The 15,914-nt window shown below is 57.7% G+C and carries 14 protein-coding genes; 4 read left to right on the top strand and 10 right to left on the bottom strand.

Annotated features, from left to right (window positions below; translation table 11 throughout):
• Positions 1-6: 6 nt before the first annotated feature.
• Positions 7-861: an AraC family transcriptional regulator gene (locus O987_RS21740; protein ID WP_080731581.1), complete on the bottom strand. Its 855-nt coding sequence runs from the start codon at positions 859-861 to the stop codon at positions 7-9.
• 611 nt (positions 862-1,472) lie between these two features.
• Between O987_RS21740 and O987_RS21735 the strand changes: the two genes are divergently transcribed.
• The 4 genes from O987_RS21735 (at position 1,473) to O987_RS21720 (ending at position 4,997) form a co-directional block, all read left to right on the top strand.
• Complete coding sequence (locus O987_RS21735) at positions 1,473-2,411, top strand: ABC transporter substrate-binding protein (RefSeq protein ID WP_003052208.1); 939 nt, start codon at positions 1,473-1,475, stop codon at positions 2,409-2,411.
• 81 nt (positions 2,412-2,492) lie between these two features.
• Positions 2,493-3,392 carry an ABC transporter permease gene (locus tag O987_RS21730; protein ID WP_235214199.1) on the top strand — a complete coding sequence of 300 codons (900 nt, stop codon included), beginning with the start codon at positions 2,493-2,495 and terminating at the stop codon, positions 3,390-3,392.
• A complete protein-coding gene (locus O987_RS21725) occupies positions 3,385-4,185 on the top strand; it encodes an ABC transporter ATP-binding protein (RefSeq protein ID WP_043374724.1) in 801 nt (266 codons plus the stop codon). Before O987_RS21730 ends, O987_RS21725 begins: the two co-directional genes overlap by 8 nt.
• Before the next feature lie 14 nt (positions 4,186-4,199).
• Complete coding sequence (locus O987_RS21720; RefSeq protein WP_235214198.1) at positions 4,200-4,997, top strand: alpha/beta hydrolase; 798 nt, start codon at positions 4,200-4,202, stop codon at positions 4,995-4,997.
• A gap of 30 nt (positions 4,998-5,027) precedes the next feature.
• Here the strand turns inward: O987_RS21720 and O987_RS21715 are convergent, their stop codons facing one another.
• From O987_RS21715 to O987_RS21680, 9 genes are all read right to left on the bottom strand, one after another.
• Positions 5,028-5,705 (bottom strand): GntR family transcriptional regulator, encoded by a 678-nt coding sequence (locus O987_RS21715; protein ID WP_043374720.1) that lies wholly within the window; start codon positions 5,703-5,705, stop codon positions 5,028-5,030.
• 65 nt (positions 5,706-5,770) lie between these two features.
• Entirely contained in the window at positions 5,771-7,558 is a 1,788-nt protein-coding gene (atzF, locus tag O987_RS21710) for an allophanate hydrolase (RefSeq protein ID WP_003052219.1), read from the bottom strand.
• A 342-nt stretch (positions 7,559-7,900) separates the two neighbouring features.
• Positions 7,901-8,260, bottom strand: a complete 360-nt coding sequence (locus O987_RS28945) for a hypothetical protein (protein ID WP_144244964.1) — start codon at positions 8,258-8,260, stop codon at positions 7,901-7,903.
• A 470-nt stretch (positions 8,261-8,730) separates the two neighbouring features.
• A complete protein-coding gene (locus O987_RS21705) occupies positions 8,731-11,157 on the bottom strand; it encodes a TonB-dependent siderophore receptor (RefSeq protein WP_043374717.1) in 2,427 nt (808 codons plus the stop codon).
• A gap of 150 nt (positions 11,158-11,307) precedes the next feature.
• The gene (locus O987_RS21700) at positions 11,308-12,363 is read right to left on the bottom strand and encodes a FecR family protein (protein WP_043374714.1); all 1,056 of its coding nucleotides are present in this window, start codon (positions 12,361-12,363) and stop codon (positions 11,308-11,310) included.
• A gap of 88 nt (positions 12,364-12,451) precedes the next feature.
• Positions 12,452-13,000, bottom strand: coding sequence for a sigma-70 family RNA polymerase sigma factor (locus tag O987_RS21695; protein WP_043374711.1), 549 nt, complete (start codon positions 12,998-13,000; stop codon positions 12,452-12,454).
• Between the two features lie 117 nt (positions 13,001-13,117).
• Positions 13,118-13,432: a DUF3325 domain-containing protein gene (locus O987_RS21690; RefSeq protein ID WP_043374709.1), complete on the bottom strand. Its 315-nt coding sequence runs from the start codon at positions 13,430-13,432 to the stop codon at positions 13,118-13,120.
• Entirely contained in the window at positions 13,425-15,101 is a 1,677-nt protein-coding gene (locus tag O987_RS21685) for a PepSY-associated TM helix domain-containing protein (RefSeq protein WP_043374707.1), read from the bottom strand. Before O987_RS21685 ends, O987_RS21690 begins: the two co-directional genes overlap by 8 nt.
• Before the next feature lie 17 nt (positions 15,102-15,118).
• Positions 15,119-15,436, bottom strand: a complete 318-nt coding sequence (locus O987_RS21680; protein WP_235214197.1) for an iron uptake protein — start codon at positions 15,434-15,436, stop codon at positions 15,119-15,121.
• Positions 15,437-15,914 lie beyond the last annotated feature (478 nt).

The following is a 15,914-nucleotide window of genomic DNA, read 5'->3' as shown; positions in this document are numbered from 1 at the left end:
AGACTATCAACGCGTGCTTGAGGCGCCTTGTAAAAAATTGCCTTGCGACCGCTGGAAGCGTGCAGGGGTTGTCCCGTAGGCGCTACGGAATGCATGCGTGAAATGGCTCTGGTCGAAGAAGCCGACAGTGTGAGCCACATCCGTCATTGAGATATCCGCTCCCTGGTGGATCATGTTCAGGGCAGTCTCCAGCCTCAATCGAAGTAGCCAGGCATGTGGCGTCATCCCAACGGCACTCTTGAATTGCTTGAGGAACCGAAAACGATCAAGGCCCACCAACGAGGCAAGGACTTCAAGCGCGAGCTTGTCAGCTATATGCGCTTCCATGAAATCTCTCACACGTTGCAATTGTTGATGCGTCAGTTGCCCCTGAATGACTTGGGGCGCAGGATGCCGGATGCGTGCAAATAAGGCCTCGAACAATTCGAGCACCTGTACTTCTTCCATCAACGGCTCCTTTGCCGGCTGAGTCATGCAGGTATGCAGCCTGAGAAGCTCATCTGCAAGCTTGCGATCCTCGAGCACCACTGTGGCCTGCGATGGGAAATGGTGCCTGCCGGTCACTTCCTGCCCAACGCTTGCGAGCAATGAGGGCGTTAAGCGAAAGGTATGTAGCGTATAGGATTCAGCCTCCGCAGCAGTCCCATCGTGGACTTCTCCCGCTGGCATCAATTGGATGGCGCCTGGGGTGAGTAATAGAGACTCGCCTTTGAATGATTGACGCTGCGCACCATTTGCAACCAGTGCAACGTGAAAATCGAGGTGGTAGTGAGGCTCGAAACGAAAATCGGCAAACCTGGCTGTGCTCAAGACAAGGCCAGGTATGGCTGTGGTGTGACTGTATTGAACCTCGTCACGCAAGACGTCTTCTCCGGTATGTTCTGCTGACTAGTCTCACAGAAACGAGCAGTCTGCACTGTTGTTCATCGCTGTCCCATTCTGCTCTTGGGGCTTTGAAATCGGTTTCAACAACGCTTGCGGCCGTACGTTGCCCCCTGCTGATGCAGCCTGGTAGATCTGTGCCGATTCATAGCAGATTGACCAAGTTTGCTTTGGTAGGTCAGGTGTAATTGCACAATCAACCTGATAGCTGGACTGCAAAGATATCGAGTCCTGAAAAGGTTTGATTTAGAGAGCAGCTGCTGGCCGGACTCAGCCGGTCACGATGAGCAGTTCGGTCAACTGCGGCCAACATATGCTGTCGACTCGAGATGAATGCGCACTGGACGCTGGGCCAACACAGAGCGCAGAGCGGCATACCGAGTCCATTTCGGTGCACGGCGTGCATAGATGGAGCATGTCAGCGTGTGGAAACGCACGGAAACAGTGTGTAGCCGACGTAATTTGGCAATTTTCAAAGAGAAAACGTGATTGGCACGGCGCTTGCTTGAAGTGTTCTATGCGCTTGTGTACAGGCATGTATTCAAGTGACACGCGTTCTCTCTCTTTGACTCCTCTACAAAGGAATTGCCATGCTGTCTCGCCGTCTTTTGCTCGCCTCTTTGACTACTACTGCCATGGCCCTGTCGGTGACGGCTCCAGCACAGGCCGCTGACAAGGTCATCAAGGTGGGGACGCTCAAACTGATTCATGGCATCACGCCTTATTTCTACGATAAGTTCACACCGGCGGGCTACAAGATCGAAGTCATCCCGTTTGAAACACCTACCGATGGCAAGAATGCCGTAGTTACCAAATCTGTGGATTTCGGTACCTACGGTCTGGCCGCTGCCACCCTGGGTGCTGCGGCGGGCGAGCCGGTGGTCATAGTCGCGCCGACCTGCAATGGCGGTATGGCGATTGTGGTGGGCAAGAACAGCGGCATTGGCAACTTCAAGGCGCTCAAAGGCAAGCGAGTGGGCATTCTGCCCGGCTCCACGCAGGAAGCGGTGTTTCTGGATCGTCTGAAGGCTGAAGGCATGACTCTCAAGGATGTGAAGTCCGTGCGCGTGTCCTTCAGTGAGATGGCGGGTGCGCTGGAGCGTGGAGATATCGATGGCTATGTGGGCGCAGAACCTGGCCCTTCCATCAGCGCTATTCGCGGTGTGGGCAAGGTTCTCGAGTTTCCTTACAGCACGCCCACGGGCAAGGTCAACATGGTCATGACCACCCATGCCGACACTGTCAAAAGCGATCCGGAACTGACCAAGGTATTCCTGGAGATTCACCGCAAGGCCTCCGAATACGCCATGGCCCATCGTCCTGAACTGGTACAGATGGCAGGGGCCAAGCTGGGTCTGCCCGCCGATGTGGCCAATCTGGCTGCAGACAATGTAGAGCTGACATGGAAGATCGATCAGGACTGGATCAACCGCAGCAAGTACTACGGCTCGCTGATGCTGGAGCGCAAGCAGATTCGCAAGTTGCCTGATTACGGCAGCTTCATCGTGACGGGTTTCAACCCGAAGTAACGGGGCGAGGCCTGGCTGTGCACGACGCGGTCAGGCCTTGACGCCGTTGAGCTGTTATTGCCTGCTTTTGGAATCCCTGCCATGTCATTCTCCACTCTTGACCCTCAATCACATGCGGCTGTGGCGCCCGCAGTGCCCGTCAATCACGCTGCTTCAACGTCTGCGGATCTGGTTATGCCGCCGCAACCCAATGCCGTCAAGGTTTGGATGACAAGCTGGCTGGTGCCTGCTGTGCTTCCACTGTTGTTGCTGATCGCTTGGGACTTGGCCGTGCGTGCGACCGGAACCATGCTGGTTCCTTCACCCAAGGAAGTCGGGTTGATGCTGTGGGACTTCGCGTTTGGTGGCATCTATGACGATGCCTTCAGCGAAACTCTGGGCATTCACTGGTTGAAGTCCATGTCTCGTGTTTACGGAGCTTTTGGACTGGCTGCTCTGCTGGGCATACCCCTGGGCCTGGTGATCGGTAAAAACGCCGCCGTACGCCGCTTTGTAGATCCCACGCTGCAAATGCTGCGCCCTGTGCCTGTGACGGCATGGCTTCCGCTGTCAATGATCTTCTTCGGTGTCGGCCCCAACGCGGCCATCTTCCTGGTGTTCCTCGGGGCATTTTTTCCCATTGTCATCAACACCACCTTTGGTGTGAAGTCGGTGGAGCCTCGTCTGTTTGAGGCCGCCGCCATGCTGGGCTGTCAGGGCGCTTCCATGTTTCGTCAGGTGGTGCTGCCAGCGGCCATGCCATCCATCTTCAATGGCCTGCGCCTGGGTCACGGCATTGCATGGTTTTTGATCGTGGTCGGTGAGATGACGGGCGTTCCCGAAGGACTGGGTGCCGCCATCATGGACGGTCGCATGCTCTCGCGCACTGATGTGGTGATTGCCGGCATGGTCGTCATCGGCTTCACTGGCTTTGTCACCGACCGTCTGCTGGTCGCACTCAACAATCGTCTGCTCAAGTGGAGCCCGCAACACAATGTCTGAAATCCTTGTTCACCGTACTCCCGCACCCATTCTGGACATTGCCAATGTCAGCAAGGTCTTCAGTTTGAATGGCCGTCCCATACACGCGCTGAAGGACGTGAACCTGAAGATCCAGAAGGGCGAATTCATCTGCTTGATTGGTGCTTCGGGCTGTGGGAAATCCACGCTGCTGCGCATCATGGGAGGCTTTGAGAAAGTCTCCACGGGCGTGGCCAAGATGTATCACACGCCTATTTCCGAGCCCGGGCCGGATCGAGGCATGGTTTTCCAGGACTATGGTTTGTTTCCATGGCTCACCGTGCGTCAGAACATAGCATTTGGTCCCAAGCAACGAGGCCTGACGGAGGTCAAGCTCAAAGAAATCTCGGATCACTATCTGCACATGGTGGGACTGACCAAGTTTGCAGATCATTTCCCCAACCAGCTCTCAGGCGGCATGAAGCAGCGCGTATCGATCGCGCGAGCGCTGGCCAATGAGTGTGAAGTGCTGCTCATGGACGAGCCTTTCGGTGCACTGGATGCGCTGACTCGCGAAGTGCTGCAGCAGGAGCTGCTGGATATCTGGGAAAAGACCAAGCTGACCGTGATTTTCGTCACCCATGCAGTGGAGGAGGCTGTTTTGCTAGCTGACCGCGTGGTGGTCATGACGGCCGGTCCAGGCCGTGTCGAGCGTGACTATCGCATTCCACTGGAGCGCCCGCGCCACATCACGGCGCCAGAATTCAACCTGGTGCGCAAGGAGTTGACAGAAATGCTCAGCAGTCATGTTGCGCATCATGCCAAGGCCGCCTGATGCTGGACTGTTTGTTGAACCTGCCGCAGGTCGTGCGTGATGCGGCCTACGACAATACCCGTGCCGTCGCCAACAGTGCTCGGCAGCTCGCTGATTTCGAAGCCCGCAGTGCGGAGCTGGTGCAGCGATCTGCTGGACAACTGGATGTGCCGTTTGGAACGGCCGAGCGTTTGCGCTACGACTTCTTTGAGGGCGAGTCCGGTGCCAGTACGCTGCTGTTCATTCACGGCGGCTACTGGCAGATGCGCCACAAGAACACTTTTCGGTTTGTGGCTCAGGGCGCGCTCGCGCATGGACTGCATGCTGCTCTGATTGGATACACGCTGGCCCCCGAGGCCACGCTGACTCAGATCGTGGAGCAGGTGAGATCAGGCATCGCGGCTGTCCGCAGCCATGCCTTGCAGCAGCGCGGTAACGGACGCATCCTGCTATGCGGTTGGTCTGCGGGGGGGCATCTCACCGCGATGGGTCTGAATTGCGAGGGAGTGGTTGCAGGTCTGGGCATCAGCGGCATCTACGACCTGGCACCGATTGCTCATACCTACCTGAACCAGGCGCTCCGGCTATCTGGCGCTGAAATCGAGCAACTGAGCCCCTTATGCCTGCCTGCAACCCGCAAGCCGTTTGTGACAGCCTATGGAACGGCAGAACTTCCCCAATTGCAGGCGCAGAGTCAAGCCTTTGCGGCCTATCGCCGTGACATGGAGGGTGATGCAGAAGTCGCCATAGAAGGCGCGGATCACTTCAGCATCCTGAATGCGCTGGCTCAAGAGGATGGAGTGCTGCTGCAGGCCTTGCTGCAGCACCGGTGATCCAAAGATCAACGTCAGTGGTCGTGAAACCTAAAGGCAAGGCTGCTTCTGCCTTGCATTCTGCAGAGTATGCAAAGTGATGTTTTTTACCTCGTCACGGCTCACACGGATATGTTGCTGCAGCAACGACTTGGCCTGCAAGCCGTCTCGGCCCAACAATGATTTGAGGATGTCGCCGTGCTCCTCGTAGGTCACGTCAATGCGGTAGTTGCGCGTGAACTCCAGACGCCGCACGATACGAATTCGGTCCGTGATATCTTGGTGGATGCGGGCCATTTCCTGATTGCCGCTGGCCGCCACCAAGGCCATGTGAAACTGCTCATCGTTGCGCGAGACAGTGGCTATTTCAGACAGCCGTTGTGGCGCGGGGATGCACCATAGCGCGGTCAGCTCATGCAGGCGTATTTCCAGGTCGGGGGTCTGAACAAGTAGATCCAACGCTGCGCATTCCAGTATTGAACGCACATCGTACAACTGCTCGAACATCGTGAAGTCAATGCTGTTCACGATCCAGCCAAGCTTGGGTATGACGGAGATATATCCTTCGCGCTGCAGGCGCACGAGCGCCTCGCGCACAGGGGTTCGGCTCATGCCGAGATCCGCGCCAACTTCGTTTTCGCTGAAGCGGTCACCAGGAACATATTGAAAATTGTCCAGGGCTTGGCGTAGTTTTTCGTAAGCAAGGCTGGCCAGGCTGGTGGAAGACATGATGTGGGCTCCTTGTTTTTTCTTTGGCTGCTGCGCCGCACAGGGGCTGTGCGCCGCAGCGTGCTTCACAGAGACTGGCAGTACGCGCGCCAGCCGCCGAACGCGGTGATGTCCCGGGCCTGTGTCAATGCATGGCCTTCGCAGATAAAGCCTTTCACGCTGCGTCCATCCTGCAGCTGCACCGAACCAATGCCCAGAGGCGTTGGAACGCCGGCTACAAAGCGGCCAAAGTTGGCAATTGGCATGTCCCACACTTCGACTGTGATAGCCGCCCCTTCGTCTGACCGTGCCATTCCAGGTTTGGGAGGTACCGTGCCTTGCAGGGCATACAGGCGGTAGTCTGAGGCGGTGCTCGTCTCCTCGCGAAAGCGCGCACCACAAGCCAGCAATTCATGGTTGAGAGGCATGCCACGCAGATGTGCACCCACCACGGCGACTTCGATGGTCTCGCCTTGTGTCGGTACCCGCCATGCTGGCAGTGAGCCAGCGTTTTGGGCGGGAAGGCCTGTCACGCCGGCACACAGATTGGCTTGTGCTTCCAACTGCTGTGCCCAGCGCACCAGATCAGGCTCGCGCCAGCCCGGCGCTATCAAGGTGATGCCAAAGGGCAGGCCGTCTGGCAGTTGCGATGCAGGGATTGCGATCGCCGACCAACCGAGAAGATTGACGAAATTGGTATAGGTTCCCATCTCCGAGTTGACGCCGATCGGGTCAGCTTGCACCTCGGCCATGGAGGGGTGGCGTGGTGCGCTAGGAACACACAGCACATCACATTCTTGCCAGATATTCTCGGCTTCCTGTCTGAGGTCCTGCAGTTGGTACTGGGCATTGAAGGTATCGGCAGCGTTGAAGCGCTGGTGTACGTCCAGAACCTGGCGAATCACTGGCAGCAAGGCTTCTGGCTGTTGTTCGTAGATGCCGCGTGCTCCGACCACCCGTTCAGCGACCCAGGGGCCGTAGTACAGCAGGTTGGCGACTTCAAACAATGCATCAAAGGGCAAGGCTTGTACCCGTTCGGTTTGCGGCTTCAGACGCACAAGAAACGCAGCAAATGCATCCTCATAATCACTGGAAAGCTTGCGTGCATCAGGCACCCCCACGCGCAGTTGAGACAGCGGGGTATGTTTGGCGATGAAGGGGCGTGATCTGGCATAGCTGTCCTGTGCGTCAGGCCCTTCCATGAGTGACAGAACCAGAGCGCTATCGGCCACATTCAGCGCCAGAACGCCTATGCAGTCCAGCGTGCGGCAGGCAGGCACCAAACCAGTGCCGGGCACTGCACCGGGAGTGGGCTTGATTCCGACGATCTGATTGAAGGCCGCAGGAATGCGGCCCGATCCAGCCGTGTCCGTGGACAGGGCAAATGGAACCAGACCACGCGCCACCACAGATGCCGAGCCTGAGCTGGAGCCGCCGGAAATAAGTCTGCTGTCAAACGCATTGGGCACGGCACCAAATGGTGAGCGCGTTCCGACGAGACCGGTGGCAAACTGGTCCAGATTGGTCTTGCCCAGAACAATGGCTCCGGCTTGCCTGAGACGCTGAACGGCCACAGCATCGCGCTGTGCCTGGTAGGCGAAAGCAGGGCAGGCCGCCGTGGTGACAAAGCCCTCCACATCGATGTTGTCCTTGACCGCAAAGGGGATGCCGTACAAAGGCAGACGCTCACGGCCTTGGGTCTGCTGAAGTGCCTCCAGTTGCAGCAACTGCGCTTTCAATTGCGCGTCACTGGCAATGCTGATCCAGGCCGAGTCATCGCTGGTCAGACTACAGCGCTGCTGCTCAAGCAATGCAGCAGGGTCAGCGCCTTCTTGGTAAGCCCGCTTCCAATCTTCAAATGAACCAATCAGCATGATGAATACCCAAATGTATACAAGATGCTTGGTTTAAGCAGGTTGCGTGCCAGTTGGCTCTTCAAGGACCTGCTTCCAAAGAATGAAAGCGCATCAGCACTCTGAGACCGATCACTAGTCCAAGATTTCATCCTCCCCCACTTGTCGGACTAGATTGGAATTTTTACAACTGATCTTCCCCACACGACCAAGCGGTAGGAATGCCCGGTTTACTGGAATGCGGGACGGGCGCACCTGTGATCGCCAAACAGGCAAGTCCGAAAGTGATTGACGACTGAAATAAGGCCGTGACGGGCCCAGGCAAAGCAGCACATCTCATGCTGAATCATTGAAGGAATTTCCTCATGAATCAAACGAGCAATTCTCTTGCTTCGTGCTATCCGAAAAGCCTTGTTCAGCCTGAAGCCGCCTCGTCGTTTCTGTCGATGGCCGGAACTGAAACGGGCCGAAGAGCTTTCCTGGATGATGTCGGGTGCTGCCTCCTGTATCACGATGCTCCACATTGCTATGCATGAGGGCGTTCAAACTATCGGGCAGCTTTTCAGTGATGCCACGCGAACTGAAGTGGCCAAGCATGAGGCAGCGCAGATTGTGGCTAAGCGCAGCATTGAGCGGCTTCAAAAAATAAATCGTCAATAGACAGGCTGAAAAAGAAAAAGCCATGTGTGCAGTCAGGCGTTTCTCGACCTCTAAATACAGCATAAGCTGGCCGTTTCTATCGGCAAGGCATACGGCTGTGTGTGCGGATTTAAAGCATAAAGTGTCAAAACGCGAAAAATGAATAAGTCATTGTCTTAAAAGGACTTATTCATTTGATTTGAGGGCAAGTGCTGTGATCGGATCCGGAGCCATAGAGATTCAGGGAATTGGGCTGGCCGAAGTCCATGCATATGGCTACGAGATCAGGAGTTCGGTCTCGACGGGTTGCATGTGTGAGCAGCAGGAGTTGCCGGAATTGCATCGCTTGGCGACGTCTAGCACGAGACACATGTTGCTTTTCGGGAATGGGCATCGCAATGGGATGATCTGGATTTTCCCAAAACCAATCGTGCACGATACGACTCCTGGCTCGCTGCGCAGATGGCACTCGGCATGCAGATCGGAGGTGAAGCACCATTGTAAAAAGGCCGCAGACGTTGCTCAACTCTTTGGCCTAGGTACCTCGTGAATCGTTAAAGGCGAGGGGTGTATTTCAAAGTAAGCATGATATTGCGCGGATCTCCATAGTTGGCGCCGGTGTACCCGGTGTAGCCTGGAACGATGTATCGCTTATCGGATATGTTGTTCAGGTTCAGCGCTACGTGGAGCTCGGGCGTGACTTGATAGGCGACTCGCATGTTCCATGTGGTGAAGCCGGCAATGTCGAATGAGCGGTCATAGCCAAGCGTATGGCTTTGCGTGGTGAAACCGGCGCTTGTGGTGAGGCGGTTCCAGTCGCCAGGCAGGCGGTAAGACGCCCAGACGCGCAGCATATGCTTGGGGGTCCAGGTGCTGAAGACCTTGCCCTGGTTGTCGGGATCGCGCAAGAATTTGGTGGTATTGAAGGTGTAGCCTGCCACTAATTGCAGATTGCTCATCACTTCGCCGCTCACTTCGGCTTCAAGGCCCTGGCTGCGGACCTTGCCGGACGCGGTGGAGCAGAACCAGCCGTCGCAGGCATAGCCGGATGCGATATCGTTGACGCCGCGGTTCTTGTGGTCGTAGCGGAACACAGCGATCGACGTGTTGACGCGCTTGTCCATCAGCTCGCCTTTGATACCCAGTTCGTAGTTCGAGCCGATGATGGGGTCCAGTACCTTGCCTGCGGCTGTGCGTGCCGATTGGGGTTCGAACACGCTGGTGTAGCTGCCGTAGGCCGACCACTGGGGCGTCAGCGCATACACCAAACCGGCGTAAGGGATGATTTCTCCCGATGCGTGCATGACTTCGCGAGTGTCGAACAGCGATCCTTTGTAGAGGAGGTCGTACCAGCTGGCGCGGGCACCCACGATGGCAGTCAACGGTTCGGTCAGCTGAGCGCGCCAGCTGGCATAGATGCCCTTTTGCTGCACGTCGTACGATGAGAAGGCTTGCCGGCCACCGGCCGCCAGCAGGCTGTCCACGGTGGGCTTGGGGCGGTTGTGATCGATATCAAAGAGGTTGCCGCCCGACGTGAAGTTGCGGGCGTACATATCATCGGATTTGTACTTGGAGTAATCCGCACCCAGCGTCACTTCATGGTGCAGCCCCATGGCATCGAAGCGGCCGTTCACGAACGCATCGAGCCCGACCTTGCTGGAGTCGAAGTGGGTGATCCAGTCTGCGTAGGTCATTCCGCTTCCGTCCGAAGCTACGGTGCCATGCATGCGTTGGTGCGTGGAGTTGTTCGTCTCGCTCATGTGCAAGGCCGAAATCTTGAGCTTCCAGTCCGCGTTGAAACGGTGATTCAGGTCGGCGTAAACCGTGGTCTGTTTGAGTTTGTCGTGGTTCCACAAGGCACCCGTGAACGTGGAGCGGGAAAGGCCTACATCGCTGCCGTCTGCACGCAGGGGCACGCCATAGATGAAGGGCCGCCCCTTGCTGTCCAGCTGGCTCACCGCCAGGCCAACCGTCGTATCTGGGCTGATGTCATAGTCCAGTGCCGCATATAGCGATCGAGTACGCTCGTTCACGTAGTCGACGAAAGAATGGCTGCTGGCCTCGTCCACCACTACCCGGCCGCGCAGCGTCCCTTCTGCATTGAGGGGGCCTCCAGCGTCCAGCTGAGCGCCGTAGCGATCCCATGAGCCGATACGCGTGGTCAGTGTCACAGTCTTCTCGTTCTGGCCGCGCTTGCGAACGAGGTTGACTGCGCCACCAGGGCTGCCGGTGCCTTGCAACAGGCCCGATGCGCCGCGAAGGACTTCCAGGCGGTCATAGAAGACCATCCCTTCTGCAGCCCAGTTGCCGAGCGAGTACATGTTGCGAGGAATCGCAACGCCATCGTATTGCCAGTTGTCGATCTGAAAGCCGCGTGCCGCCAACACCATGCCCTGCCCGACTCCGGTTACACCCACGGTGCCGGTTGCGATGTTGGCTGCCTGCTTGAGGTCCGTGATGCCTTGCTCGTCGAGCTGCTTGCGCGTGATCACGCTGATGGATTGCGGGATGTCTTTGAGCGCCTGATCGCCTTTGTTGATGCTTACCGCACGCGTGGCGAAAGAGTCCGAGCCTTCTGTGGTGGCTGCGCGTTCCTCCAGGGCGGACACGGTGACCGTCGGCATGGTAGCAGCGTCCGAGCTTTGCGGCTGGCGTTGCACAACGACAGACCTTCCCTCCACTTCGGCGTGCAGGCCACTTCCCGCGAGCAAGCGATTCAGAGCTTCCCGCACGGTGAAGCGACCTTGCACTGCGGGCGCGCTTCGGCCTTCGACCAATGCAGGCTGCACCATCAATTCCAGGTGCGCCTGGCGTGCGAGAACCACCAGAGCTTGCGACAGCGGCTGGGCAGTGATCTGGATTTCAACCGGCCCGGTCAGCGTGGCCTGCACACTGACTGATTGCGCCTGTGCGCCTGAGGTTGCCAAGATCACAGTCACAGCGGCTGCCAGCGGCGCAAGATGGAATCGAAAACGGGACATGCAAACACTCTCCAAAAGATACGAAACAAGAATCGTTCTCAGGAAGACGCATGACAATGCGAAACCCCAACCTGCACGCACCAATTTTTTGAAAATGGGATTGCGAGGATCCCAGCCCGCAACGATGCCGCGCGGCGCCCGAGACATGTTTCAGTGGCGGGCTACGATTTCCGTGACATCCCCGTTTTCCTTCAAACGTACGGGAAGCACCTTGGGCAGGGCATAGCGGAAATGGGCCAGCGTTTGCGGGTCGAACGTGCCTGAAAGGCGCAGTGCGCCCACCGCCGCATCGCGCACCACCATGCGTGTGGGAGCGTAGCGCTCGAACTCAGCCAATGCCTCGGAAAGCGTTACGTTCTCCAGGGTGATCCGGCCATCGCGCCAGGGGGCGATGCCGGAAGCAGCAACCGCTCTCACGGGGCCCCACGGTCCATCAGCAGCAGCAGCCATCTGCTGGCCGGCCATCAGCAGGACGTCAGTAGCCCCCGGTCTGCTGCTGCCATCCGACTGAAGCGGACTCACGCGTACCTTGCCTTCTTCGATGGCGACCTGCACGGGGCTTCCTGCGGTGTTGCGCACGGAAAAGCGCGTGCCCACCACAGTGACCTTGGTGTTGCCGGCTACCACGTCGAATGGGCGGTCCACATTTTTTTGTACCTCGAACACGGCCTGTCCCTGCGGCAATCTCACCTCGCGGCGCTGGCGGTACAAGCTCACCTCGACGCGTGTCGCGGTATCCAGCCTCAGGAGACTGCCGTCCGGCAACTGCACGCTCAGTTGTTGTCCGCGCTCTGTTTGGTACATGTGTGCAAACAAGGGTTGCTGCTGCCAATGGTCCCAGGCCTTGTACCCGCCGCCGACAACAAGCGCCATCAGAATGGCTGACAGTGCGGCTTGCGGGATGAGCGCAGACCAGCGTGATGGTTTGCGCTTCGAGGTGCGGCTCTTTCTTGATGACTGCGCCTGATCCTTCTTCAGTTGGAGGCGCAAGCGTTCAACGCCTGATTGCGGCAGAGCATCCAGTTGCCGCCAATCGGCTTGCCAGCGGCTGAATGCGGCTTTTCGATCCGGGTGCCCAGTCAGCCAGTTGCAAAAGGCCGCGTCTGAATAGGCAGCATCGGGTGCATCGCTGTAACGCGCAAACCATTCCAGGGCCTCGGCATCAAGGTCGCTGTTTGGCGATTGGGCAATGGTGCGATCAGTCATGCGGATGCGAAAAGCCAGAGGCGATATGAAGGTAGACGCACGAGTCTGCCAAAACCCAATGCCGGAAAAGAGAAGAAAGTGCCAATTCTCATTGGCCGCTCCTGGGTTGAACCCCAGGAGAGGGGGAGTCTGCGCCTCCCTGCATCCGCTCCTGGCAGGCTCGACAGGCCTGCATTCCCAGTTTGATATGGCGCTCCACCATGGTCAGGGAAATGCCCATCTGACGCGCCACCTCGGGCTGGGACAGCCCATCGAACTTGTGCAAGATGAATGCCTCACGGCAGCGCAGAGGTAACTCGCCAATAGCCGCCAGCAGCGCATCTACCGTTTGAGACGACATTGCGGCCACCTCTGGCTCGAGGGCTTCAGGACCAGAAGCTAGATCGGCAGCGTCGATGAAGGAGTCGCCTTCTGCCGCCGCATATGTATTGCGCACTTCGCTGCGGCGGTACTGATCAATCACCAGGTTGCGAGCAGTACGGTAGAGCAGGGCGCGTGGCTCGGTGATGGTCTCGCCGGACTGCTGCACGGCCAGCACTCGGGCATAGCTTTCCTGCGCCAAGTCTGCGGCCGTATCGCGATCTCTGACAGCTCCCTGCAGAAACCTCAACAACTCTCGGTAATAGTGTGCGAGCACAGGAAGATCAGGGATGGATGTCGGCGTCTTCGTAGCGTATTCTGGCCTTTCCGACCGGCCGCCACGTCGGGGGCGAGTATACGATGCAAATGATATTCAATATCATTAAGGGCGCAGTCAGGGCTGAATTGGCCGCGTCAAGACTTTCAGCCACATGGGTCGCCATGTGAGCGTGAACGCGATGGCGAGCGCTGAGGCGGCCAGCCCCATCACCCAAACCAGCATGGCCATCGACGCGTGATCAGCTGCAAGGCAAAAGCCCAGACTGGATGTGAGCAGCAGCGCTCCGAGAATGCGCAGACGTACGGTGGTTGGAGGCGAGATCGGTTCGCTTCGCACCTGCTGCCAATGCGTGTCCATGGCCAGTGAAAGCCAGCCCATGCCGATCAAGCCGGTGATCAGCGCTGCCCCGAGAAAAATGGCTTCACGCATGGCTGGTCTTGATGTGGGGGGCGGAACGTGTCGCTGCGGTGCGCTGGTTCAGCTTGCGCGCTGATACCCACGCCAGCCAGGCCCCCGAGAGCAGGAATAGATCCACGCCTGCAACGGGCCAGTAAGTGTCGTTCCAAACGGTTTTGAGGAGGTGATCACCCGTTGTGAACCAGTTCAGCAGCACGGCCAGTACGGCGAGAGCCGCAATCGCCCTGCATTGCTCGCGCCACGCGGGATTCATCAGTCCCTCAGCAACGGGTGCACTGCGCATAAACGCGTGAGCCATTGCCAGGCCCCATCCTGCCCAGAAGAGGTACTGCTCCAGATCGCCGCGAGCGGGCCAGCTTGCAGGTAGTATTTGCGGCAGCAAGCGGTTGGCGATCAAGATGACGAGGGTTGCAATCACCATACCGGTGACCGTGGTGACAGCCAGCGCATCTACAACACGGGCCCCCTGATGTCCCGTCCTGGCATGCTGCTTCTTGCGCTTCTCCACAAAGAAAATAAAGCCTGTGGCGATGCACACACAGCCCATCAGCCCGCCAAGCACATACATCCAGCGCAGCAGCCAGTGGCGGAAGTGCTGCAGGTGCAGACCTGTCAAAAACGTGTTGATGCTGTCCACTACGGTGCGAGGCGGATCTTCGCGCAGCACCTCCCCGGTGCTGGCCTTGAAGTGGATGCCGTCGCCCACCAGAGCGATGCGATCGGTACCTGCGCGGAAGACGCTGACGTAGCCATTGGCATCGCCAACGTGGTTGAGTGAGAGCAGGCCCACTTCACCTGCCATGCCTTTGTCGGCCCAGCGGCGGCGCGCTTCGTTCATCATGTCATCGACCGATGCCAGCGAAGCTGCAATGCCTGCTCGATCATGTGGCAGGCCAATCTCCCGTGCCTCGATTTTTTCGTGCAATTCGTGCAGTGGTTCAAGTTGCGTATGCGTGACGGGAAAGTAGATGCCAGCAAAAATCACCAGGCCTGTGAATGCGAAGAAGAAGTGAAATGGGAGCGCGAGAACGCCGGTCATGTTGTGCAGATCAAGTGTGCTGCGTTGCGTCGACTTTTTCGGCCGAAAGGTAAAGAACTCGCGGAAGATCTTGCGATGCATGACAACGCCGCTGACCAATGCAGCAAGCATCGCCAGCGCGGCAAATCCGACGATCCAATAGCCGACACTTTTCCATTGCAGGTTCAGGCTGTAGTGCAATGGATAGAAAAAGCGGCTGCCGATTTTGAGCTGGTCGTCTGACAGCGCAGTTCCGCTGCGCGGATCTATGGTGCGGTTGCCCCAGACGCCTTCTTCCGGATCTTTGGCGTTGGACACTTCGTAGCCTGAAAAAAGACTGAGTACCGGGTCGCGGTGCGTGGTGTATGCAGCCCAGCTTTTGACTGTGTCAAAGCGCTCCGGCATGGGGCCGTTGACACGATCCCGCATGAAATCAAGACTTGCCTTGCTGGGTTGCATCTGCTCGAAAGCCGGGCGCAGCACCTTCTCAAATGAGGGCATGGGCTGTGGTTCAAAGCGCGATGAAGGAATCGCCCAGCGATCAATCTCGCGGTCAAACACCGACAGCGATCCAAAGAAGAAGGAGGCCATCAGCACAAAGCCAAGCGCGAGCCCGAACCAGGTATGCAGCCATGCCATGGAGAGACGGAAATTCTGGAACATGGGTGTCGTCTCCTTCCTTAGATCAGGTGGCGCTGAATCAGCGAAGCGGCAATCGCCATCGCAGCACCACCGCCCAACAGCACGGCCCACACACGTCCGAGGCTGCGGGCTGCGAAGGACCACAGAAATACGCAAAGATAAATCACAAGCCCGAAAATGGCGCTCAGGTGCTCGGCATCATGAAAGGCCATGCCTAGTGCAAACAGCCCGGCGGTTGCCGCTGCGATGAAGCCCCAGGTGAAACCGTAGCCCGCAAAAATGGCGGTGGTGATTCGTAGCGCGATAGCCATACGGGGACTGGAGAGAGTGTCCATTTTCCGGGTGCATGCTTTCATGGTTGTGCGGCCACTCAGAAACCTTGCAAAGCCACTCCTCACTTTTATTGAGAATGGTTCACAAGTCATTGATGATGCGAATAATTCTTATTGTAAGTTGCAATTCTATTGACCGGCATTTGTGCCGTATTTGGGGCGGGGATGCGGCATCAATCTTGGACTCGTCACCCGAAGCGCTATGGATGCTTGAACGGCTAAGCCAACCATTTTGGCCCGCATGATGGACTGAAAATGAGGTCGGGCCAGATCGGCTGGAGCAGCATGGCGCAAGCTCCGGACATGGCATAGCCGCCGACTGCAGCCGAAGCCCCCCGAAAGATAGCTGCCAGCAAGTATCGTAGAGGGGGGGGGACTTAAGGGGGAGCCTCGGCGCCAAAACTAGCCTGGAGGTTGCCCAACGAAGGAGTGAGGTGAGCGGCCGGCAGTAGCCTCAACTGCCGAAGAATAAGTAGCCAGAGTGCGACCTAAAAGCTCACAC

It is taken from the genome of Comamonas testosteroni TK102 (assembly GCF_000739375.1).
In the GTDB taxonomy this organism is placed as follows: Bacteria; Pseudomonadota; Gammaproteobacteria; order Burkholderiales; family Burkholderiaceae_C; genus Comamonas; species Comamonas brasiliensis.
This window is presented reverse-complemented; position numbering and strand designations above follow the sequence as displayed.